The sequence below is a fragment of the Botrimarina sp. genome (assembly GCF_040219535.1).
Classification (GTDB): Bacteria; Planctomycetota; Planctomycetia; order Pirellulales; family Lacipirellulaceae; genus Botrimarina.
In genome coordinates this window covers 80,186-102,085 of the sequence record NZ_JAVJSH010000024.1, presented here as the reverse complement: position 1 = coordinate 102,085, position 21,900 = coordinate 80,186, and the positions used below count along the sequence as shown (strand labels likewise).

Genomic DNA, 21,900 nt, shown 5'->3' with positions numbered 1-21,900 from the left:
GACCCCGCAACAAGAATCGTGACCCCACCGCCCCCCGAGCCACCCGGCAAGACGCTCGACGCGCGCCGCCGCCCCCAGCGCGCTCTGCGCGGGGCGTCCGGCCGCGCGGCCGCGCACGACGCCCGCCCCGTGGGCGCGGAGGTTTACTTCCTGCCGGTCGCGACGCGGGTGCCGCTCAAGTTCGGGGCGGAGACGCTCACGTCGGTCACCTGCGCGCGGGCGAGGGTCACCGTGGCCGACCGGCACGGCCGGACCGCGTCGGGATGGGGCGAGACCCCGCTCAGCGTGCAGTGGCTGTGGCCCTCCCCCCTGCCCTACGCCGAGCGACACGACGCGCTGCAGGCCTTCTGCCTGCGCCTCGCGGAGCGTTGGGCCGGCTTCGCCCGCGAGGGGCACCCCTTGGAGATCGGCCACGCTTTCCAGACCGACGTGCTGCCCTCCGCGCTGCGCGAGTTCAACGCCCGGCGCGCGGGCGCCGAGCCGATGCCGCTGCTCGCCGCGCTGGCCTGTTGCTCGCCGCTGGACATCGCCACGTACGACGCGTACGGCCAGCTCCACGAGACGCCGGTCTTCGAGGCCTTCGACGACCGGTTCCTCGCCATCGACCTCGGCGAGTACCTGACGCCAGAACCGGGCTCGGGCGTCGATTTCCGAGGCCAGCGGCCGAGCGATTACCTCGCCCGCCCGCGGCCCGACACGCTCGTCGCTTGGCATTTGGTCGGGGGGCTCGACCCGCTCGACCGGGGCGAACTCACCGGCGACGAGCCCGACGACGGCCGCCCGGTCGTGCTCGGCGACTGGATCGCCCGCGACGGGCTGAAGTGCCTAAAGATCAAGCTCCGCGGGACCGACGCCGCTTGGGACTACCGGCGGCTCGTGCGGATCGGAGAGATCGCCGCCGCTGCCGGCGTCGAAGCGCTGACCGCCGACTTCAACTGCACGGTCACCGACCCGCGGTACGTGGTCGACATCCTCGACCGCCTCCGGCGCGAGCGCCCGGCGATCTATGAGGACGTGCTCTACATCGAGCAGCCTTTCCCGTACGACCTGGAGGCGAACCAGATCGACGTGCACGAGGTCTCGCGCCGCAAGCTGTTGCTGATGGACGAGAGCGCCCACAACTGGCGGCTGGTGCGGCTCGGCAAATCGCTCGGCTGGACGGGAGTCGCGCTAAAGACCTGCAAGACGCTGACCGGCGCGGTGCTGTCGCTCTGTTGGGCCAAGGCCCACGGCATGGGCGTGATGGTCCAGGACCTGACCAACCCGATGCTCGCACAGATCCCGCACGTGCTGCTGGCTGCCCACAGCGACACGCTGATGGGCGTCGAGACGAACGCCTCGCAGTTCTACCCCGACGCGTCGGCCGACGAGGCCCGGGTGCACCCCGGGCTGTACGAGCGCCGCGGCGGCGTGGTCGACCTCGGCACGCTCCGCGGCCCGGGCTTCGGCTACCGCGTCGCCGAGATCGGCCGCGAGCTGCCACCGTGCGCGGGGAGCTACGGCGCCCCGCCAGACCAGTAGGAGGCCCCTTGTTTCCCATCGTTCGCTCCGCCTTGTTTGTCGCCGCCGCGTCGGCGGCCGGTCTGGCGACCGCCGCCGCGCCGGACACGATCGTCTGGGAAGGCGGCCACTTGCTGCGCGTGCGCGAGAGCGGCGCTGCGGCCGGGCCGGGTGTCGGCCAGGCCCTCGCGGCGCTGCGCCGCGAAGCGGACAGCGCCCTAGAGCGCGGGCCCTACTCCGTGATGGACAAGGACCTCACCCCGCCCAGCGGCGACAAGCACGACTACATGAGCTTCAGCCGCTACTGGTGGCCCAACCCCGACACGCCCAACGGCCTCCCCTACGTGCGGCGCGACGGGGTCGTCAACCGCGAGCTCATCGCACGCGGCGACCGCAACCGCATCGGCGCGTTGTACGACGACCTGGAGGCGCTCGCTCTGGCCGCGTACCTGCTCGACGCCGAGCGCTACGGGCCGCACGCGGCCGAGCTGGTCCGCGTGTGGTTCCTCGACCCTGACACCCGGATGTACCCGAACCTGAACTTCGGCCAGGCCGTGCCCGGCCGCTCCGAGGGGCGGGGCCCGGGCATCATCGACACGCGGCACTTCGTCCGGGTGATCGACTCGGTCGCTCTGTTGCGGGCGTGCGACCAGATCGCCGACGGCGAGACAGATCAACTCAAAGACTGGTTCCGCGACTACCTCGGCTGGCTCGACACGAGCGCCATCGGCGAGCACGAACGCAACGCCGACAACAACCACGGCGTGTGGTACGACGCGCAGGCGTCGGCGATCGCGTTGTTTGTCGGCCGCCCCCAGGTGGCCGAGTCGATCGTCCGCCGCGTCCGCGACGAGCGGCTCGCGGCGGGCGTCGCCGCCGACGGGCGGCAGCCCGAGGAGCTCGAGCGGACCAAATCGCTGCACTACTCGCTGTTCGCGTTGTCCGCGTACGCGGTCGCCGCGCGCGTGGGCGAGCACGTGGGGGTCGACCTGTGGGGCCACACCGCGCCGGGCGGCGGCAGCCTCCGCGGCGCCCTCGACTACGCGGCGCCCCACCTGGTGGACCAGTCGGCGTGGCCGCACCCTCGTTTGGGGCCGTTCGCCGTCTCGGACCGGCAGTCGCAACTGTTCTACCTGGCCGCCACGCGCCTCCAGGAGCCGAGGTACCTCGAGCTGCTCGCCCGCGCGCCCACGCGCTACGACGGGCGCCACCTGGCGCCGCTGATGTTCGCCGCGCAGGCGAGCGAAGCGAGTGTCGAGGAGGACTAGGCGCCCGACAAAATTAGCGCCCGACGTAATGAGCCCCCGACGGTTAGTCCCGGAAACCGCTGCGGAACTGCGAGGGGGTCACCCCCTCGTGCCTGCGGAACACCTCGCTGAAGTACTTTGGCTCGCCGAAGCCGGCCCTGCGGGCGATAGCCGCGATCGGCTGCTCGGTCTCGCTCAAGAGCAGCTTCGCGCGGGCCATCTGCACGCGCGTGATCTCGGCCTTGATCGTCCGCCCCAGCGCGCGCTTGACCCGTCGTTCGAGCGTGCTGGGCGCGCGGGCGGCGCGCTGGATCACGTCGGTCACACGGAGGCCCTGCGTTGCGTTTTCACGCACGAAGCGGATCGCCGCCGCCACCTCCTCGTCGTCGATGGCGAGCGTGTCGGTCGACCGCCGCGGAGCGATGCCCCTCGGCGGGCCGAGCAGCGTGGCGTCGCGCTCCGCCCGCCCGCCGGCCATCAGGCGGCTCAACAGCGCGGCCGACTCGTAGCCGATCAGGCTCGGGTTGACGTCGATGCTCGTCAGCGGCGGCGTGCTCAGGTTGCACAGGTAGGGGTCGTTGTCGACGCCGATCACGGCCACCTCGTCCGGCACCGCCAGGCCCGCGCGGCGGCACGCGTCGAGCACCTGTTGGCCGCGGTCGTCGTGGCAGGTCATGATGCCGATCGGCAGCGGCAGCTCGCTCAGCCAAGCGGCGAGCTGCTGTTGCTGGTCTTCCCAGCTGGTGGTGCGTTGGCTCGTCTGCTCGCCCAGCCACGTGTGGCAGTCGCGGCCTTGCTCGGCGACCAGGCGGACAAAGTAGTCGCACCGCAGGTCCTGGTTGGGGTTTTCGCCGCGCGGCGTGCCGCAGAAGCCGTAGTGGCGGATGCCGCAGTCGCGCAGGTGGTTGAAGGCCATCTCGGCTACGGGCCGGTTGTCCACGCCGATAAACGGCAGGCGGTGGTCCGGCAACGCGCCCCGCACGTCGACCGCCGGCAGGCCCGTTTCGAGGATCGCGTCGGCAGTCCGCTCGCTGTTGACACGCGCGAGGATGCCGTCGCCATCCCAATCGGCGAGCCACGCGGGCGGGGCGTCGTCCAGGCCGTGCGGCTCGAAGAAGATCGACCAGGGGCCGTGTTCCTGCACGTACCGCGCCACCCCCCGCAGCAGGCCGCGGCCGTACTCGCGCGAGGTCTCGATCAACAGCGCAACGTGCGGCGTGTCACGCATCGGGCAGCGGGAAGCTAGGGGCAGCGCGATCCGGGCGGGCGCCGGCGAACGGACGCCGCGAGCCACGAACGGTTCGATGCCGATATTCGGACGCCCTCTCCGGAAAATCGGATTGTACGCGAAACCAGGCCGATTAACGTCAGGATAGTTCCCCGTTGGCGCTACTCCGTGGCGATCGACGCCACGGCACTTTTCGTTGAGCGGCTGGACGACCGCCGGCGCCCGCCGCCGGCCCCTTTCGCGGCCGACAACCCCCGATCGATCGACCGCCGAGCGCGGCTCGCCTCTCTACTAGCTTGCCCCCATGAGTAGACTGTCGCCGCGGCGGCGCCTGGCGCCCGCTCTGCTGTGCGGGCTCGCCTGCGCATCGGCCGCAGCCGCCGCGACGAGCGAGTGGGTCTACCGGGGCCAGACGGGCCGGCTGATCTACCGGTCGGACGCCGACGGCGACCGCGTGCTCGATTTCTCCGACGTCGGCTACCGCGGCGGCACGCAGAGCCTGCCCGCCGTGCCCGCCACCGTGCTCGTGTCGCCCGCCGCCGGCGACGACACGGCCGCGATCCAGGCGGCGATCGACCAGGTCGCCGCCGCGCCGCTCGGGCCGGACGGCTTCCGCGGCGCGGTGCAGCTGGCGGCGGGCGACTACCAGATCGGCGGCCAGCTCCGGATCCGCGCCAGCGGCGTCGTGCTGCGCGGCGCGGGGCAGAGCCAGCAAGGGACCGTGCTGCACGCGACCGGCACGAGCCAGCGCGACCTGATCCAGATCGTCGGCTCGGGGTCGCAATCGCTCTTCGGCGGCACGGGCCGGATGATCGACAAGAAGGTCCCTGTCGGCGCGACGAGCTTCCGCGTCGACTCGACGGCCACGTTCGCCGTGGGCGACACCGTGCGGGTCACGCGGCCCAGCACGGCCGAGTGGATCGCCGACATCGGCATGGACAGCATCCCGCCGCGCTCCGACGGGGGGACCGTCCACCAGTGGGCGCCCGGCTCGTTCGACCTGCGCTACGACCGGGTGATCACCCGCATCGAAGGCGACCGGGTGTTCGTCGACGCGCCGCTCGCCAACTCGTTCGAGCTGCAATACGGCGGCGGCACGATCCGCAAGTACTCGTGGCCGGGGCGGATCGAGAACGTCGGCGTGGAGAACCTGCGGGCCGAGTCGTCGTACGCGTCGGCGACCGACGAGAACCACTCGTGGAACTTCGTCACGATCGACGACGCGCAGCACGTCTGGGTCCGCAACACGACCTCCGCCCACTTCGCTCGCTCCGCGGTGCTCAGCCACCCCGGCGCGAAGTGGGTCACCGTCGACGGGGTCACGAACCTGTCGCCGAAGAGCCAGATCACCGGCAGCCGGCGGTACACGTTCGACCTCAGCGGCCAGCTCGAGCTGGTCACCGGCTCGGAGGCCAACCAGGGGCGGCACGACTTCGTCAACAACAGCACCCGCCCGCCGGGCCCCCACGTGTTCCACGACTCGGTCGCGAACGACGCGCTGAGCGATTCCGGCCCGCACCAACGGTGGGCCACCGGGTCGCTGTTCGACAACATCATCGTCGACGGCCACCAGATCAACGTCCGCAACCGGGGCAACTTCGGCACCGGGCACGGGTGGGCCGGCGCAAACATGGTGATCTGGAACTCGACCGCGGCCAGCTACATCGTGCAGAACCCGCCGACGGCTCAGAACTGGATCGTCGGCTCCACCGGCCACCTGCTGCCCGACAACTCGTTCGGGCCGCACGTGTCGGGGTACGTCGACTCGCACGCAGAGCGGGTCGATATCGACAGCCTCTACGAAGCGCAGGTCGCCGACGCTAGCGACGTGGCCGATTTCCACTGGGCCGGCGGAGAGGCCTCCTGGTCCGACCCCGACGCGTGGGCCGAGCGCCTCACTCCGGGGCGGTACGCGGTCTCGTCGCGCGACTACCTCATCGGCGACATCGACGGCTTCACGCCCGACGGCGCGCTCAGCGTCGACGACGCGCCGATCGACCCCGCCTGGCGGGCGGCGATCGAGTCGGGCTCGGCGCTGCCCGTCGTCGGCTTCGACGACCTGACGGGCAACACGAACGTCGCCTTCACAATCGAGCACGTGCTCGACCCGGGCGAACGCGTCGTGCACGGCAGCCTCGCGCTGGCGCTGCAGAAGTCCGGCGGCGTGGTCGACACCGATTTCCTCCGCCTGTTCAACAGTGCGCCGGAGAACCGCCGCTCGCTGAGCGACCTCGGCTGGGCCGACCAGATCAGCGACTCGGCCCCCTTCGTCGGGGTGGTCGACCTGGGGAGCTCGCTCGAACACTTGCAGGCCGGCTCGGTCAACGTGCAGCTGAACGACGATGTCGGCGTCGACTGGGCGCTCTACACGGTGACGGTCGCCACGCCGCGCGAGCCGCTGCTGGCGGAGTCGGTCTCGATCCGCGCGGGCGTGGCTCTTGTCGAGGTCGACGTCGGCGCGGTCGGCGCGTTGTCGGTGGGCGGGGAGGACGCCGGCGCGCTGCGGATCGACTCGGGCGGGCGGCTCCACGTGACCGGCGACTACGAGCAGTCTCCCGAGGGGGCGCTGCTCGTGGAGGTCGGCCCGTCCGGCGGCGGCGCGCTGAGCGTCGGCGGCGCCGCGCTGCTCGACGGCGACCTCCGGCTGCTGATGGCCGACGGCTACACGCCCGCCGCAGGCGACGAGTTCGAGCTGCTCAGGGCCGGCGGCGCGCTCGGTGGCGCGTTCGACTCGGTGTCGCTGCCGACGCTCGGCGGGGGCCTCCGGTGGACCTACGAGCAGAGCCAAAACAGCCTCCTCGCCAGCGTGGTCCTCACCGGCGACTACAACGCCGACGGCCGTGTTGACGCGGCCGACTACACCCTCTGGCGCGACACGCTCGGGTCCACAACCGACCTGGCCGCCGACGGCGACAACGACGGGCAGATCGGCCCCGGCGACTACGCGGCGTGGGCCGCGTCGTACGGCGCCGCGTCGGCCCCCTCGCCTGCCGTCCCCCCGCCTGCCGTCCCCGAGCCCGGCGCCTTCGCCCTGCTGCTAGGCGCCGCGACGGCGTCGGTGACCGGCCGCCGCCCCGACGCCTGACCGACCAAAACCTTCACCGCTCAACCGACCACAGGGACCCTCGCTATGGACCAGCACCGCCTCGCTCCGTCACTCGACCGCCGCACGTTCATCGGCGCGGCCGGCGCGGCCGCGGCCGCCGCTTGCGTCGCGCCGGGCCGCGCGCTCGCGGCGTCGCACTCCGCGGCCAAGCCGCCCGTGTGCGCGTTCATCAAGTTCCTGCAGTCGCTCAGCTACGAAGAGATGGCTCGGCGCATCGCCGACATCGGCTTTGACGGCGTCGAGTCGACGGTCCGGCGCGGCGGCCACGTGCTGCCCGAGCGGGTCAAAGACGACCTGCCGCGGCAGCTCGAGGCCCTGAAAGAGCACGGCCTCGACATCACCATCATGACGACCGACGTGCTCGGCGTCGATCAACCCTACACCGAGGACGTGCTGCGGACCGGCGCGTCGCTCGGTCTGACGAAGTACCGCATGGGCTTCCACCGCTACGACAAGAAGCGCGGCGTGCGCGAGCAACTCGACGAGCTGCGGCCGCGGTTCAAGGAGCTGGCCGCGCTCAACAAGGAGCTGGGCATGACGGCCGTGTACCAGAACCACTGCGGCGCCGACTTCGTCGGCGCGCCGCTGTGGGACCTGCGTTATCTTCTTGAGGGGATCCCGAAGGAGCAGATCGGCTCGGCGTTCGACATCCGCCACGCCACGGTCGAGGGGGGTCTCTCTTGGCCGCTCGACTACGACGCGACGAAGCCGCACATCGGCGCGGTCTTCGTGAAGGACTTCGTGTGGGACGGCGAGAAGCCCGAGCACGTGCCGCTGGGCGAGGGGCGGGTCGACAAGCGGTTCGTCGCCATGCACCAAGACTCCGGCATCGACTGCCCGATCTCGCTGCACGTGGAGTACCTCAAGCAAGGCGACGCCGACGAGAACACCGAGGCCCTCCGCCGCGACTTCGCCACGCTCCGCCAGTGGCTCGGCTGGGCGTGACGCCGCGCGTCTGTGGAGTCTGGTAGTCCTTGCCCCGGCTAGATCAAGTATGCCTCACTCACGAGTTCCGCAAACCGTGGGGCGCGTCGGCCTGGCGAGCGCGCTGCTGGCGACCGCCGCGGCCTGCTCGGCGCGGGAGCTCCTCACCGACGACCCGGCCGAGGTCCAGCGCCTGTCCGGCGAAGCGGCGCCGGGCGACGAGATCGTGCTGCGCGACGGCGTCTACCAGCGGGCCGACATCCTGTTCACCGCCGAGGGGACCGCCGAGCGCCCCGTGGTGCTCCGCGCAGAGACCCCCGGCGGCGTCGTCGTCCGCGGGGAGTCGCGCCTCCGCATCGGGGGGGAGCACGCGGTGGTGAGCGGGCTGGTGTTCGACCGCGCGTTCAACGGCGATCACCTCGTCGTGTTCCGCGAAGACTCCAAGCGGCTGGCGCGGCGGTGCCGGCTGACCGACTGCGTGCTCGTCGACTGCAACCCGCGCGACCCGTCGGACGAATCGCGGTGGGTCTCCCTGTACGGCGAGCACAACCGCATCGACCACTGCCGCATCGAGGGCAAGACCACGAAGGGGACGACCGTGGCGGTCTTCCTCGGCGACGGCCCGGCGCGCCACCGGATCGACCACAACTTGTTCGGCCCCCGCCCCGACTTCGGCCGCAACGGCGGCGAGACCATCCGCGTGGGGGACAGCGGCAGCAGCCAAGTGAGCGCGATGGTGCGTGTCGACCACAACTTGTTCGTCGAGTGCAACGGCGAGGCGGAGATCATCTCGAGCAAGTCGTGCGAGAACCGCTACGACTCGAATGCCTTCCTCCGCTGCTCCGGCGCGCTGACGCTGCGCCACGGCGACCGCTGCCGTGTCGAGGGGAACTGGTTCCTCGGCGAGGAGGCCGACGGCTCGGGCGGGGTGCGTATCACCGGCGAGGGGCACCGGGTCGTGAACAACTACTTCTCGGCCCTCCGCGGCGACGACCACCGGGCCGCGCTGTCGATCATGCGCGGCCAAGCCGACGACCCGCAGAAGGGCTACGCCCCGGTGCGCGGCGCGGTGGTCGCGTACAACACGTTCGTCGACTGCGAGGAGACCCTCGTGGTCGGCCTGGCCGACGACGACGTCCGCGCGCGGGCCGTCCCGGAAGGCTGCACCATCGCGAACAACCTGATCGTGTCGCGCCACACGCCGGTCGACCTGCGTTCGCGGGTCGAGGGCTTCTCTTGGTGCGGCAACCTGATCGAGTCCGAAGCCGAGCCGCACGAAGCCAACGGCCTCACGCCGATCGACGACGCCGGCCTCCGGCGCGACAGCGAGGGGCTCTGGCGGCTCAAGCCGGGCAGCCCGGCCGTCGACGCGGCCGACCCGATTGTCGAGGCCGAGCACGACATCTTCGGCCACCGCCGCGAGCCGCCGGCCGACGTCGGCTGCGAAGAGCTCCGTCCGAACCGGCACGACGACGGCCCCATCGGTCGCGAAGCGGTGGGGCCGACCTGGTCCCGCAAGCAGCCCGACGCGGCGAGCTGAGCCTCCTCAGCCGGGTCGCGGGTCACATCGGCGAAGCAACACGCCAGCGGCCGCCAGAGCCGCGCCGATCGCCGCCGAGGGCTCGGGCGCGGGGGTCGTTCCGGCGAGAGCGCCGTAGTGCTGGGCCCACTCTGCGTAGTCGGCCGCGTCGACCACGCCGGGCGTGGCCGTCTGGTTGTCGAGCGGGCCGCCGGTCGCGTAGGCGTCGCGCCACAGGGTGTAGTCGGCCGCGTCGACCCGGCCGTCGGCGTTGTAGTCGCCCGCGGCCGCGGCGGCGACGCTCAGCACCAGACTGGTTCCTTCTTGCGTCACGGCGAAGCCGGGCGTGACCGAGTCGAACACGCCGGCGATCGACGCGGCCGTGGCGATCGTCCAGCTCCCTGTCGTCGGATCGAAGCCGTCTAGCAGGCGGACCACGAGGTCGCCGCCGAGCGTCAACGCGCCGTCGGCGGCGAGCAGGTCGGCCTCGCTCGGCGAGGCCAGGTCGATCGCCAGCGCCCCCGCGGCCAGGAGCACGTCGCCCGCGACCGAGGTCTGGCCGATGCCGTCGCCCGGCGCGAGCACGCCACCTTGGTTCACGAGGTCGAACCCGACCGCGTCGACGCTGAGTTCGCCGCCGGTGAACGCAAGCGACCCGAGGGCGCCGCGCCGGAGTGTGCCGGCGATCAGCCGCCCGCCCGACAGGCTGAGCTCGGCCGTCGCCGAGGCGCCGTCGCCGATCGTGACCGACCCGTCGCCGGGGCCGGCCGCCTCGTCGCTCACACGCAGCTCGCCCGCCGTGACGGAGAGCGTCGCCCCGTCGCCAAGGACCACGGCGCCGGCGTGTTGGCCCGGCGCGTCGACCGTCGCGCGGCCCGCGCCGATCACCGCCCGGTCGAACCGCGACGGCTGCCAGTTGGTGGTGGTCGGCGCCTCGCCGGGGCTGTCGCGGGTGATCCCCCAATTGGTGATCTCCGCGTAGCGGCCCTCGCCCCCCTGCCAGTGGATGTCGTACGGCGCCGGCCAGGCGGCGATGTCGTTGATGTACTCCTCGAGGTTGACGTAGCCGTCGCTGTCGTCGTCGCCGGACCAGTCGGCGAGGTTGGGGTCGAGGCCGCGCTGGAGTTCCCAGTGGTCCGGCATGCCGTCGTTGTCGGTGTCCCAGCCGGCGGGGCGGGTCTGCATCGGCTGGCCGGTGACCGCTTGCACGTCGGCCGGGTCGATCGAGCGTAGCACGCGGCCGGTTTCTGAGATCGCGCCTTGCCCGTACGACCCGACCTGTTCGACCGAGCGTGAGTCGAGGAAGTCGCGGTCCCACCAGCGCGCGCCGCTGTAGCCGAGCACGGTCTGGAGCGCTTCGGCGGGCGACTGCGTCACGCCGTGCGGCACGGCGTAGGGCGTGCTCTGCTGCGTCTCGGGGCCGCGGAACGTGCTCCAGCCGCGGTCCGTCCCGTCGGCGACGCCGTTCTTGTTCAGGTCGAGCAGGTTGCCGCTCTGGTAGATACGCGCGAGGCTGTCGGCGGAGCTGAAGAGGTTGTCATTCGATCCGTTGTCGTAGCCGCCGATGTAGTAGTTGTTGACGAAGTTCGTGAAGCTCGGCTCGCCGCCGCCGCTGTAGCCGAAGTCGTTGTCGCTGGTGTTGTAGACCACGTTGTTCCGGAAATCGACTTCCACGCCCGGCCCCTCCTTCTCGCCCAGGCGGGGCACCCGCGCGTCGTTGTGCACGTAGAGGTTGTGGTGGAGGCTGATCTTGCCGCCGGGGGTCTTGCCCTCTAGCTGCGACCCGTCGCCGTCGGGGTTGACCCAACCGGGGCCGATGATCGAGTGCTGCACGGTCACGTTGCGCGCCGAGTCGGTGACCGACACTCCCTCGTCCGTGTACCAAGCGAGCGACAGGTGGTCGGCGATCGAGTTGCTCGCGGCGAGCCAGAGGCCGTCCTTCTCGGCCGGGTCGTGCGTGCGTACGGCGAAGTTGCGCAGCACCAGGTTGTTCACCTTCGGCGGCGTCCCCTCGTCCCACGAGTCGCGGTGGCCCGGGTTGAACTCGCCGCCGTAGAGGGTGATCCCGCCCGGCGCGGTTTGGCCGGCGACGGTCACGTTCATCGGGGTGATGTCGACCTCGCCGATGTCGATCACGCCGCCCACGTCGAACACGATGATCCGCGGGATGACGTCGTACGAGTCGGGCACGTCGACGCTGTACCACGGGAAGGGCCAGCTCTCGCGCACCACGGAGAAGTTGTCGCTGTTCAGGCCGTAGCGCAGCGAGCCGGGGATCGAGCCGGTCGGGTCGGCCTCGAGGTTGGTCACGTGGTAGACCATCCCGCCCAGCCCATTGGGCCGTCCGCCGGTCGCGTACGCGCCGGCGCCCTCGGCGCCCGGGAACGCGGGGATGGCGGCCGCCGCGTGGCTCGCGGCGACCAACGAGCAGACGAGCGTCGCGGCAGAGCGTCGAGACAGGGCAGAGCGTCGGAGCAACTTCATTCAACAGCGGGGTGGGAGGGCTCGCCGTGGATCCGCCGGCGGAGGAGGGAAGCGCCGCGGCCGAGCCCGAAGGCCGGCGCGGCCACGCGTACGCACCGCCACCCATTATGTCCGCCCACCGCGGATCGGTCGCGCGTCCGGCAGCCCTGCTTTCAGCCACCGCGCGACGCGGAGACCGCGCCGCGGCCGGGGTTGCGGCCAGCGTGGCGGCCAGCGTTGCGATCAGCCGCGGCAGGGGCGGCTCGCAGCCCGACTCAGAGCACGCGGCGATCGCGGCGGCGCGCGAGCCGCGCGAGCACGGCCAACGCCAGCAGCGGCGCGCCGGCCGGCTCGGGCGCGGGGGCCGGGGCGCCGCCGAGGCCGTACTGGTCGGCCCACGCCAGGTAGTCGTCGAGGTTGACCTCGGTGAACGACGGGTCGTTCGCTAGTTGCCCGTCCGTGCCGAGCGCGTCGCGCCACACGACGTAGTCGGCCGCGTCGACGCGGCCGTCGCCGTTGTAGTCGCCCTGCAGCAGGTCGGAGGGGAACGCCGTGGCCACTTGGTAGCCGATGTCGCGTAGCAACGCGGCGTCGACCTCGGTCAGGTACTTCCGCACGCCCGCCAGCGAGTTCGGGTCGAGCAGCGCCTCGGACACGATGCCGTCCGATCCCCACACGACCGATTGCACATCGACCGCGAAGTGGCCGCCGTCGCCGGGCACGGGCCCGCCGTACGCGTCGACGAGGTTCGGCCCGATGAAGTCGCCCGACGCGTCGACGCCCACGTAGTCCTCGATCACGCTCTCGGTCGCGCCCAGCGCGTGCAGCAGCTCGTGCAACGCGGTCGCGTACAGGTCGCGCTGGCCGGCCGCGGCCGGGTCGCGCGTCGAGAGCTGGAAGCCCTTCCACGTGTCGGACGACGTGGAGTAGTCCCAGTTGTCGTCGGAGCGGTCGCCCGAGGGGGTCTTGTCGGGGTCCTGGAAGCCGTAGTCGTCGGTCGGGTCGGCGCCCGGGTTTTGGCCGGCGTACCAGGTCTTGGCGGTGTTGAAGTACACGCGCCCGCCCCACGTGTTGAACTCGGTCCGGGCGAGGCCCGCGCTGTTGCGGCGGTCGCTGCTGTCCCAGCCCCCCTTGGCGTTGGAGCTCGTGCCGGAGTCGAACGCGAACGCGCCGACGTAGACGACGTACTCGTTGGCGTCGACGCCGCTGCGGTTGACCGTGTCGACGTTGTTCGTGGAGTCCAGGTACGCGTAGCCCTGGCCGTCGGACTCGGGCTCCCCGGTGAGGAGGCTCCCGTCGATGCCGCGGATCGTGCTGGCCGCGATGTCCGTGAAGGTGACCGACTCGTTGAGCGAGGAGAGCGGCGCCCAGTCGTCGTTGACGATGATCGCCGAGAGCAGGTCGGCCGCCGCGCCGACCGCCCGCCGCCGGGCGCGGCCGTCCGTGGTCGACGCGTCGAACCAGTTCTCGTTCTGCTCGTCGAGCCCGAAGTCGAGCACGATCGAGATCGCCCCGCAGCGGCCCGGCGCGAGCGCCAGCACGAGCGCCGCCACGAGGCAGGCACACGGCGGCGCCGCGGGGCGGCCGGATGGGGTCGGGCGTGGGGCGTGGCTCACGGGTCGAACCCCTCGATCGTTTCGCCGTCGGACGGGTGGCCGAGGAACATGTGCGTGTCCAGGTCGAGGTCGTCCGCGAGGAAGTGGACCGACCCGTCGGCGAACACGCACTGCACGCCGCCGGTGTGCCAGCTGTAAGCGCAGTCGTTCACGTCGGACGTGTTGCGGCTGTCGTTGTACGACTCGAGCTGCGCCCTGGCCGCCACGTTCTCCGGGTCGTCTTGCTCGAAGAAGGGCTTGCCGGCGGTGAACGTGCAGTTCATCAGGAAGTCGGTCTTGTAGAGCAGGGCCTCGTCCCAGTCGCTGCCGGGCGAGGCGACCCAGATCGGCCACCTCTGGCCGAACTCGGGGTCGTCGATGCCGTACGCCGCCTCGGCGACGGCGACGGTCTTCGAGAGGCCGTCGGTGATGTGCTTAAACTGGACCCTCACCCGGGCCGGCTGGGTCACCGGATAAAGCGAGCCGTCCTCGAGCTTGTAGTTGCGAACGCGACCGACGTCGTCCGGGTCGGGCCGCACCAGCAGGCCGTTGCGACCGACCCCCTTCGAGCCCTTGTAAGACATCGTCGCCAGCCCCCGCACGGCGGCCGGAGTGACCGTTTCGGGCACGACCGCCGGCAGGTCCGACGACGGGCACACCAGCGACGAGATCGGCTGGTCGCTGGTCGGGATGATCCGCTTGCCGCCCAGCGAGCCGGCGTAAAGGAAGTGCTGGTAGAACTCCCAAGCGTTGGTGGTGTTCGGGTTGTTCGGCGGCACGTGAGCGGCGATCAGGTCGTGCCGCGCCTGCTCTTCGATGAAGGGCAGGACCTTGGTGCACCAGCTGAGCCCCATCGACGCGCTGTTGCGCGGATTGGAGTACACGCCCTGCGGCAACGCGCCCTCGGTGTCGTGGATGTTCTGCAGCGCGAGGCCGACCTGCTTGAGGTTGTTCTTGCACGAGGTGCGCCGCGCGGCCTCGCGCGCCGCTTGCACGGCGGGCAGCAGCAGCGCGACGAGCACGCCGATGATGGCGATCACCACGAGCAGCTCGACCAGCGTGAAGCCGCCACGCGGCCGGCCTTGAGGGTGCGCTTCCGTGTGCATCAGTAACGGCGCCTCGGGGGAGCGGGTCGGCGCACGCCGGCCAGGGCGCACGCGAGGACCATGAGAACGGCGGCGGGCTCCGGCGCGGCGGCGGCCGACGACGAGCCGTACGCCCCCGACCAGACGTCGTAGTCGGACTGGGTGACCGAGCCGGGCGTGACGTCGTTCGGCAGCGTGGCGCCGGTCCCCAGCGCGTCGCGCCACACGGTGTAGTCGGGCGCGTCGACCACGCCGTCGCTATTGTAGTCGCCCGCCAGGCTGACCACCGAGGCCAGCCGCAGCGAGGCCAGTGGCGTCAGGCCGTTCCAGTCGGCCACCGTCCAGGCCGACGGGTCGTCCAGGTAAGACAGGCCGGTCAGACCGTTGATGATAAACGCACGCGGGTCGAACGCGGCGTCGTTCCGGAGCGTCAGCTCCGCGCCGAGCGAGTTGAAGATCACCTGCGACACGCCGTTTGACTGATCGACCAGCTGCGAAGCGCCGCCGACGGGGCCCGAGTCGATCATGCTGGCCCGCGATTCCCCTTCGAGCACCAGGTCGACGCCGTCCTCCAGCGTGTCGGCCAGCAGCGTCGACGAGCCCCGCAGCACGACCCGCGAACCCTCGCCTTGCGCGCCGGCGAACGCGTCCTCGATGTCGCCCAGGCCGCCTTCGACGTTGATGTCCGAGTCGACGACGACGAAATCGACCTCGAACCGCAGGCTAAGCCGGTCATTCGACTCGAACGTCGCGCCGGTCACCGACGTGACCGATTGGTCGAAGACAAAGATGTCGCCCGATCGGAAAGTCGTCCCCACGATGCTCGACTCGACGCGGTCCTGGAACTCGATGTCGTCGTCGATCGACTCGAGGAGCCCGCCGTTGAGCACGGTGGTCCCTTCCAAGATGATGTCGCCGAACGAGCTCACGGTGGCGTCGGTGACCTTGAAGGCCGATCCCGGGTTGAAGTCGAGCTGGCTCCCCGGGTTCGGCAGCGACAGCGACGACCCAGCCGTCAGTTCGAGGCTGCCGCCGATGCCGAAATCGATCTCACCGGTGCTCGCGACGACCGACGTGTTGTCGATCAACAGCGAGTGCAGGATCCCCGCGCCGGGGTTGATCGTGCCCGCCGGGGCGGTGGCGCCGTCGGCGTCGGTCCAGTTGGTCTCGTCGAAGAAGTCGCCGCCGCTCGGGCCGGTGAACGTGAAGGTCGACGGCACGAGGCCGGTCTTCTCGGACGTGTCGACCACGTACAGGTCCGTCACGCCCGGCGTGTCGAACGAGCCGAGGTAATACACGCTCCCGCCGTCCGGCGAGAAGACCACCTGCGACCCTTGGTAAACGGCTTGGCCCCCCTCCCCTTCGGAGGTCCGCACGTCGTGCACGCCGGAGTTCACCGGCGGCGCGTCGCTGATGCGGATGCTGGGCGACGCGCCGCTGATCGGCTTGAGGAACAGCTCGGTGTTCGCGCTGGTGTTCTGCCCGGCCGCGTAAGCGACCGACGTCCCGTCGGGCGAGACCGCGAAGCTCGTCACGTCGCCGCCGAAGGGGAGCTCGTCGCTCAGCCGCATCGGCACGCCGCCGGTGAGCGGCAGCGAGTACAGCTCTTGCTTGCCCGGCTGGTCGTAGTCCGCGATGAACAGCACCGACTGGCCGTCGGGGCCCGCGGCCAATTGATTGGTGATCGTGAAGTCGTGCGCCGGCGCGACCAGCGGGATCTGGGTCGGCGTTCCGCCGGCGGCCGGGATCGTGAACAGATTCGGGCGGATGTTGTCGCGGCTGGTCCGCCGCTGGACCGGGTTGTCCGGCGCGTAGACGATCGTCGACCCGTCCGGCGTGAGGTCGAAGAAGCCCAGGTCCAGGTCCCCCTCGGCGGCCGAGGTTATCGCCGTCGGCGAGCCGCCGGCGGCGCTCGCGCGGTACAGGACGTCCCAATCCGGGGCGGGTTGAAACGACGTGGGCGAGCCGGCGAACGACGGCACGGCGCCGCCGAAGCCCGCGTTGCTGCTGAGGAAGTACACCGTCGAACCGTCGGGGCTGTACAGCGGCGCGGTCGCCCCGTTGCCCGGCGACACGACGTTGTTCCCACTTGTGAGGAACGGCGTGAACTGGTTCGCCAGCGGCTCGCCGGCGATCGGCATCCGGTAGACGCGGTTCGTGCCGCCGACGCCGTCGTGCGTGTAGAGGATCGTCTGCCCGTCGGGCGAGATCACCGGCGCGTTGTCGGTGTCGTAGTTCTGGTCGACCGCGAAGCTCGCCGTGCTGATCTGAGTGACGGCAGCGGTTCCCGTCGCCGGGTTGGCGGGGATCGCCAGCGAGTAGATGCGATCGAGCGAGTTCGCCGACAGCGACGTGTCGAACACCCCGTTGGCGATGATCGTGCCGCCGTCGGGCGTGATCGCGATCTGTGCGAGGCCCAGTTCGGAGGTCGGCGCGGGGTCGGTAGCGATCCGAACCGCGTGGCTCGGCCGCGCGGCCGCTAGGGCCAGCAAGAGCAGCGGCAATGCCTTGAGGTCACGCAAGGAGCTCGTCATGGCTGGCGTGTCGGGGAGGGGCTGTCGGGAGGGGCTTGTCGGGCGGGGCTTTGGGGAAGAACCCGGCGGCCGGGGGGGCGGGAGGCTCGCCCCCCTGCGCAAGGGCGAACGCAAGGAGGCCGGGCGCCGTGGCGCCCAGCCTCGTTGGGGTCTGGTTCAACGCGGCGGCGTCGGCCAAGCCGCTTTGGACCGGGCGGCTCAGCCGTGGCGCCGACGCGCGGCCAGCCCAGCGACGCAGGCCGACGCCATCAGCATCCCGGCAGCCGGCTCCGGAATCAAGCTCAGCGACACCGCGTCGAGGCCGTTCCAGTCCGGCACGTTCCACGCGCTGGGGTCGTCCAGGTAGCTCAGCCCGGTGAGGCCGTTGATCAGCTGGCCGCGCGTGTCGGTCGTGATCGGCGACACGTTCAGCACCACTCCCAGCGACGTGACGGTGATCGTCGAGCCGTCGGCCGTGATCCGCTCGCCCTGGCCGCCCATGTTCGCGACCGTCGTCCCGCCGAGCACGAGCAGGGCGTCTTCCTCGACGCTGTCGGCGATCAGCGTCGACGCGCCGAGCAGCGTGAGCACCGAGCCGGCGCCATCGGTCGAGAACACGTCGTCGATGTCGCCCGAGCCGCTGGCGATCTCGAGGAACGTGTCGGTCATCGTGACGTCGACCATGTTCCGCACACCCAGCCGGTCGCCCGACACGAACGACGCGTCGCGGATCAGGCCGTTGAAGCCGTCGAAGTAGATGTTGTCGACCGCGCTGAAGGCGGTCCCCTGGATCGTCAGGTTCGCAAAGTTGTCTTGGAACGCGATGTCGTCGGTCACCGAGGTCACCGATCCCCCGACGAACACGCTCACGCCCTCGAAGTTGGCGATGTCGAACACGCTGAGCGTGGCGTCGACCAGCGTGAACGTCGAGTCGTCGTTGATGTCCAGGTCGTTATCCAGGCCGGTGATGCTCAGCATCGAGCCCGGCGCGAGCGTCAGGGAGCCCGGGCCGAAGTCGACCTGGCCGGCCGCTTCGACCGTGTCGCCGTCGATCACCAGGTCGATCGCGATGGCGCCGGTCGTGCTGTCGGGGATCGCGTCGCCGATGGGGCTAGAGCCCGAGCCGTCCGGCTGGTCGTTCCAGTTCGCTTCGTCGAAGAAGTCGCCGCCCGCGGGGCCGACGAAGTAGAAGAACGCGGCGTCGGAGCTCACTCCGGCCAGCGCGCACCAAGCGCCGCACGCCAACGCGGCGCAAACGTTGTAGATCCGCTTCATTAGGACAACTCCGAAGGATGCAATAGCCGATCAAACGTCGCGGCGCCGCTAAGTGGGACGCCAATCGCCCAGCCGCAAGCCGATCGTCTAGCCTACCCATCCGCCGCAGCCCGCGGCGAGCCGATAAGTACGGAAATCGGCAAGATTCTCAGGAACAGACCCCCTCCTTAAGGGGGGGGGCGTCCCCCTCGTGGTTCCCACCCCCGACTCATCCCGGCGCGCAGGGTAGGTTGGTAGGGCGCCATCCGGCGAAGCCGAATCGCACCGCACGGGCGGCGCCGATGGTGCGATTCCGCTTCGCCGGATAGCGCCTTACGAGCTGCTCCTGGCCGGCGCCCTTTCTCCACGAAGACATGGGCGACGAAGCGGGTGGCCCCAACAGGCGCGAGCGCCAAAGTCAGCCAGCCGTTTCGTTTACCCGAGCGATTGTCGGGGCCGCCCAGCGGCACGAGGCATTCCGCTCCGCCTCTTGTGCTGCCGCACCCCGACAATCGCTTGGACGCCATCGCTCGGTGAGCTAGGCCGCTCGCTGACGCTTGTCGGGCTACCCGCTCATACCATGGCGCTACGGCTACTGCGCCCGCGATACGCAGGGGGCGTCTCGACCGTACGGAACGGATAGGTCCGGGCACTTCGCCCTACTGCGACTGGCCACTGACCGCCTGGCCGTCGGTTCTGGGGTCTCAGACGTGGTGTGGCGCCTCGTGACTGGTTGTCACGCGCCGCACCGATTTTTTGCGGTTTCCTGAAAAATTAATTTGCGGACCTATGCAGCACTCAAGTACTGTCCGCCGCAAAGCCGTGCGGCGTGCGATAGCAGAAGCAGCGTGAGGTCGGTGCGTCGGCCACATTGCACACGCAGCTGCGGATGGCGCCTGCCTTCACAACCGTCGATAGACAACCCAGAGCGTGACTAATGACCGCGACCCGAAACGTGAGCGTTGCCCTCCTGCTGGGGGCGATGCTCGCCGCCGAGGCCCACAGCGCGACCGTCAGCGCCGGCTCGGCCATCTACACGTACGACAACACGTTTTTCACCCGCCTGTTCCCGGGCACGCCGTTCAACCCTGGGTCCGTGGCCGTCGACGTGCCGGTGACCGCCCAGGGAACGTTCACCCAGGCCTGGGAAGCCCAATCGGGCGACACGATCGTCGACGAGCTGACCAGCATCGTCGCGGCCGGTACGATCAACGGCGTTCCGCCGGTTCCGTTCGAGCTCTTCGCGGGGATCGATGAGGTTCCCGAGCTGGGGGCGTTCACCGGCTCGATGTCGTCGATCGTGAACGACCCAATCAGCGGAGAACTCATCTCCGCGTTCCGCAGCGTGAGCGGGCCGTTCCTACAAGTGCTGGCCGACGGGACGCGGCTCTACGCGATCGACCCATACACGTTCGTCGCCTCGGTGGACTCACTTCCGTTCGGGGTGGGGGATATCTTTGTCGGGACCCAGAACGTGGCCGCTCGGGTTCAACTCGGCCCGACGATCGACCCCGCGAACGACCCGATCATTGGGTTGGTCCTCGCCGGCGGCGTGCTCGAGATCACAAGCATCGTGCCCGAACCGGCGTCCGGTTGCCTCGCCGCCCTAACGGCGGCTTGCCTAGCGGCACGCGGCCGGCGTTCGGAATGACGCCCAACACTTGATCGATCCGCCTGTCTCCAGCGCCCGCGAATGTCGCTCGATGCGGTGGCGAGCGCTGCGCCCCGATGTTTCCCCGCGAACTCACTCCGAGAGGTCTCGGCTCATGACTCCCAAGCCTTCGTCCGGTGTTTTTGCTCTCGCCGGAGCTGCGGCGTGCCTTGTCGCCGCGATTGCCCATGCGCAGCCGTTCACTGACGGGTCGCGCGTAACGATCCCTCAGGCGGCGACGCAGAACTTCGTCATCCCCGGAGGGACGCCGTTCAACCCCGACCCTACCGCCGCGGACATCGTCCTGACCGTTACGGCGGTCGGCGCCTCGACCTTCACGGTCGACCTGTCCGGACCAACCCCGCTGCTGGTCGATGGTTCGTTCTTCGGTGTCGGGGCTGACCCCACGCTGGGGCGTTTCGAGCTGGTGACCGGCCCGGACTACGGGTTCGACCCAATGACCATGACTTTCGAGAACCTGGTTGGCGACGTGCCCGGCGGAGACTTCACGGCCGACGTGGTCGCCTTTACCGTCCCCAATTACGGCGTGAACCTCATCGACGCCGGGGCCAACTTGATTGTGCCCGACTCTTTCTTCTTCACGGGAGCGGCGTACGACGGGCTCCCTCCGTCGGCCGGCATCACCCTGTTCGCCGACCCCTTCGAAGCGAACCCGCCCACCGGCCCCGACGACCCGGTGCTCGCCGACGGGTCTTCGTCGTACCTCCCGGCTTTTGTCGCCGGCGGCGGCCCCTTCGCTGGGTACAGCACCAGTCGCTCGGTGACCACGCTGCCCGAACCGGCGACCTCGCTCACGCTAGCCGCTGGCTTAGCCGGCTTCGCGATCGGTTGCCGGCGACGCTGTGCAACCTGTTGATCGGGTGAACCGACCGACAACGTCCCCAGCAGACTGCACCTACTGCGAAAAACGATCACGCCGGTCCGGCCGGCTGACCGCCACATCCCCCCGAAACAACCGCCTCCGATGCTCAAGGACAAGATATTGCATGTTTGCTGCGCGGTCGCCGTCGCCGCGGCGGCCTCACCGGTGGAAGCGCTCACGTTCGTTCAACAGAACGTGCAGCCGGTCTACGAGTTCGTCGTCTTCCCCGGGCCCTTCAACCCCGGTAGCGAGAACATCACTCTGGGCTTCGAGGCCCTCGGGGACGTCGAGATCACCATCGACGACGCCGACCTCGCCGCGTTCGCGATGGACCCCACGCTCCCCATCCCAATCCAATCGGCCTTCGGGACGTTCGACGGCGAGCTCCCGGCCGGCTTGCCGCTGCCCGCGGGGACGCCCTTCACGCTGCGGGCCTTTGAGCTTGTCTCGGGGCAACTCAGCAACGTGTCGGTCGACGGACTCGGCGCAATCAACGGCGCCGACGTGAGCTTCACGCTGCTGTTCGATCAGATCGTCGCGCCCGGCGCGCCCGAAGAGCTGCGGCTGTTCGGCGACCAGATGACTTTCACCGGCTCGATCGACTCGGTCCCGTTCGGCGTCGGCACGTCGTTTGTCAGCCCCGAACCGGTCGGCCTCTACTTCGACGACGGGTCGGTCGACGGCGTCCAGGTCGGGCTCGTGCAGGATCGGTTCCTCAACGTCGTGCCGGAGCCCTCGGGAGTACTGCTGCTCGGCGCGGGCGTCGCTGCCGCAACCGGGCTCGCCCGCCGGCGCGACGCCTGAAGGCCGCTGGTTCTAGCCTGCCTCCGCGGTAAGGAACGCGCGTGGGTGGCTCCCCTGTTCGATCGCCCGTAAAGCCTGCCGTGGCCAATTCGCGGCCGGGCCGGGCGCGGGGGGGCGACAATCGACTG

At 70.3% G+C, this 21,900-nt stretch carries 14 protein-coding genes; 8 read left to right on the top strand and 6 right to left on the bottom strand.

The genetic code is table 11. The features are described from left to right. Positions 1-18 precede the first annotated feature (18 nt). Complete coding sequence (locus tag RIC11_RS14285; protein ID WP_350212439.1) at positions 19-1,521, top strand: enolase C-terminal domain-like protein; 1,503 nt, start codon at positions 19-21, stop codon at positions 1,519-1,521. A gap of 8 nt (positions 1,522-1,529) precedes the next feature. After that, the gene (locus tag RIC11_RS14280) at positions 1,530-2,768 is read left to right on the top strand and encodes an alginate lyase family protein (protein WP_350212437.1); all 1,239 of its coding nucleotides are present in this window, start codon (positions 1,530-1,532) and stop codon (positions 2,766-2,768) included. Between the two features lie 43 nt (positions 2,769-2,811). Here the strand turns inward: RIC11_RS14280 and RIC11_RS14275 are convergent, their stop codons facing one another. Continuing rightward, positions 2,812-3,975 carry a XylR family transcriptional regulator gene (locus RIC11_RS14275; RefSeq protein ID WP_350212435.1) on the bottom strand — a complete coding sequence of 388 codons (1,164 nt, stop codon included), beginning with the start codon at positions 3,973-3,975 and terminating at the stop codon, positions 2,812-2,814. Positions 3,976-4,279: 304 nt separating this feature from the next. Here RIC11_RS14275 and RIC11_RS14270 point away from each other — a divergent pair, with 304 nt between their 5' ends. The 3 genes from RIC11_RS14270 to RIC11_RS14260 are packed head-to-tail and all read left to right on the top strand — an operon-like array spanning position 4,280 to position 9,545. Continuing rightward, a complete protein-coding gene (locus RIC11_RS14270; RefSeq protein ID WP_350212433.1) occupies positions 4,280-7,060 on the top strand; it encodes a hypothetical protein in 2,781 nt (926 codons plus the stop codon). A gap of 45 nt (positions 7,061-7,105) precedes the next feature. Further along, positions 7,106-8,026, top strand: a complete 921-nt coding sequence (locus RIC11_RS14265; protein WP_350212431.1) for a sugar phosphate isomerase/epimerase family protein — start codon at positions 7,106-7,108, stop codon at positions 8,024-8,026. A 49-nt stretch (positions 8,027-8,075) separates the two neighbouring features. Beyond that, positions 8,076-9,545 (top strand): polysaccharide lyase 6 family protein, encoded by a 1,470-nt coding sequence (locus RIC11_RS14260; protein WP_350212429.1) that lies wholly within the window; start codon positions 8,076-8,078, stop codon positions 9,543-9,545. 6 nt (positions 9,546-9,551) lie between these two features. On the opposite strand, the gene RIC11_RS14255 is transcribed toward RIC11_RS14260, so the two are convergent. The 5 genes from RIC11_RS14255 to RIC11_RS14235 form a co-directional block, all read right to left on the bottom strand. After that, positions 9,552-12,008 carry a hypothetical protein gene (locus RIC11_RS14255; protein WP_350212427.1) on the bottom strand — a complete coding sequence of 819 codons (2,457 nt, stop codon included), beginning with the start codon at positions 12,006-12,008 and terminating at the stop codon, positions 9,552-9,554. A 254-nt stretch (positions 12,009-12,262) separates the two neighbouring features. Beyond that, positions 12,263-13,603 carry a hypothetical protein gene (locus RIC11_RS14250; protein ID WP_350212425.1) on the bottom strand — a complete coding sequence of 447 codons (1,341 nt, stop codon included), beginning with the start codon at positions 13,601-13,603 and terminating at the stop codon, positions 12,263-12,265. Next, the gene (locus RIC11_RS14245) at positions 13,600-14,688 is read right to left on the bottom strand and encodes a DUF1559 family PulG-like putative transporter (RefSeq protein WP_350212423.1); all 1,089 of its coding nucleotides are present in this window, start codon (positions 14,686-14,688) and stop codon (positions 13,600-13,602) included. Before RIC11_RS14245 ends, RIC11_RS14250 begins: the two co-directional genes overlap by 4 nt. Further along, on the bottom strand, positions 14,688-17,201 hold the full coding sequence (locus RIC11_RS14240; RefSeq protein WP_350212421.1) for a TolB family protein: 2,514 nt from the start codon (positions 17,199-17,201) through the stop codon (positions 14,688-14,690). Before RIC11_RS14240 ends, RIC11_RS14245 begins: the two co-directional genes overlap by 1 nt. Before the next feature lie 198 nt (positions 17,202-17,399). Then, a complete protein-coding gene (locus RIC11_RS14235; RefSeq protein WP_350212419.1) occupies positions 17,400-18,455 on the bottom strand; it encodes a hypothetical protein in 1,056 nt (351 codons plus the stop codon). A gap of 916 nt (positions 18,456-19,371) precedes the next feature. Between RIC11_RS14235 and RIC11_RS14230 the strand changes: the two genes are divergently transcribed. The 3 genes from RIC11_RS14230 (at position 19,372) to RIC11_RS14220 (ending at position 21,772) form a co-directional block, all read left to right on the top strand. Next, positions 19,372-20,085 (top strand): hypothetical protein, encoded by a 714-nt coding sequence (locus RIC11_RS14230; RefSeq protein ID WP_350212417.1) that lies wholly within the window; start codon positions 19,372-19,374, stop codon positions 20,083-20,085. Between the two features lie 115 nt (positions 20,086-20,200). Next, positions 20,201-20,962: a hypothetical protein gene (locus RIC11_RS14225; RefSeq protein WP_350212415.1), complete on the top strand. Its 762-nt coding sequence runs from the start codon at positions 20,201-20,203 to the stop codon at positions 20,960-20,962. 108 nt (positions 20,963-21,070) lie between these two features. Beyond that, entirely contained in the window at positions 21,071-21,772 is a 702-nt protein-coding gene (locus RIC11_RS14220) for a PEP-CTERM sorting domain-containing protein (RefSeq protein WP_350212413.1), read from the top strand. The last annotated feature ends 128 nt before the right edge of the window (positions 21,773-21,900 follow it).